Source organism: Segatella salivae DSM 15606 (genome assembly GCF_000185845.1).
Taxonomy (GTDB): Bacteria; Bacteroidota; Bacteroidia; order Bacteroidales; family Bacteroidaceae; genus Prevotella; species Prevotella salivae.
In genome coordinates this window covers 1-1,459 of record NZ_GL629665.1, presented here as the reverse complement: position 1 = coordinate 1,459, position 1,459 = coordinate 1, and the positions used below count along the sequence as shown (strand labels likewise).

The 1,459-nt window shown below is 53.5% G+C and carries 1 rRNA gene; it reads left to right on the top strand.

The window, feature by feature from the left end:
- Positions 1–1,435, top strand: a 16S ribosomal RNA gene (locus HMPREF9420_RS12720); the annotation flags it as partial.
- Between the last annotated feature and the right edge of the window lie 24 nt (positions 1,436–1,459).

Sequence of the window (1,459 nt, the reverse complement as noted above, 5' to 3'; positions counted from 1 at the left end):
CGTCGACCGGCGCACGGGTGAGTAACGCGTATCCAACCTGCCTCTGACTAAGGGATAACCCGGCGAAAGTCGGACTAATACCTTATGAGGTTTTCAGCAGACATCTAACGAAAACGAAAGATTTATCGGTCAGTGATGGGGATGCGTCTGATTAGCTTGTTGGCGGGGTAACGGCCCACCAAGGCAACGATCAGTAGGGGTTCTGAGAGGAAGGTCCCCCACATTGGAACTGAGACACGGTCCAAACTCCTACGGGAGGCAGCAGTGAGGAATATTGGTCAATGGGCGAGAGCCTGAACCAGCCAAGTAGCGTGCAGGATGACGGCCCTATGGGTTGTAAACTGCTTTTATGTGGGGATAAAGTGAGCTACGTGTAGTTTATTGCAGGTACCACATGAATAAGGACCGGCTAATTCCGTGCCAGCAGCCGCGGTAATACGGAAGGTCCAGGCGTTATCCGGATTTATTGGGTTTAAAGGGAGCGTAGGCCGTGGATTAAGCGTGTTGTGAAATGTAGACGCTCAACGTCTGAATTGCAGCGCGAACTGGTTCACTTGAGTATGCACAACGTAGGCGGAATTCGTCGTGTAGCGGTGAAATGCTTAGATATGACGAAGAACTCCGATTGCGAAGGCAGCTTACGGGAGCACAACTGACGCTGAAGCTCGAAGGTGCGGGTATCAAACAGGATTAGATACCCTGGTAGTCCGCACAGTAAACGATGGATGCCCGTTGTTAGTTCACTTATGAATTAGCGACCAAGCGAAAGCATTAAGCATCCCACCTGGGGAGTACGCCGGCAACGGTGAAACTCAAAGGAATTGACGGGGGCCCGCACAAGCGGAGGAACATGTGGTTTAATTCGATGATACGCGAGGAACCTTACCCGGGCTTGAATTGCAGACGAACGATTCAGAGATGATGAGGCCCTTCGGGGCGTCTGTGAAGGTGCTGCATGGTTGTCGTCAGCTCGTGCCGTGAGGTGTCGGCTTAAGTGCCATAACGAGCGCAACCCCTTTTTTCAGTTGCCATCAGGTAATGCTGGGCACTCTGGAGATACTGCCACCGTAAGGTGTGAGGAAGGTGGGGATGACGTCAAATCAGCACGGCCCTTACGTCCGGGGCTACACACGTGTTACAATGGCCGGTACAGAGCGTTGGTCGTGTGCAAATACGATCTAATCCTTAAAGCCGGTCCCAGTTCGGACTGGGGTCTGCAACCCGACCCCACGAAGCTGGATTCGCTAGTAATCGCGCATCAGCCATGGCGCGGTGAATACGTTCCCGGGCCTTGTACACACCGCCCGTCAAGCCATGAAAGCCGGGGGTGCCTGAAGTCTGTGACCGCAAGGAACGGCCTAGGGCAAAACTGGTGATTGGGGCTAAGTCGTAACAAGGTAGCCGTACCGGAAGGTGCGGCTGGAACACCTCCTTTCTGGAGACGGATTTCAAAGTTGAC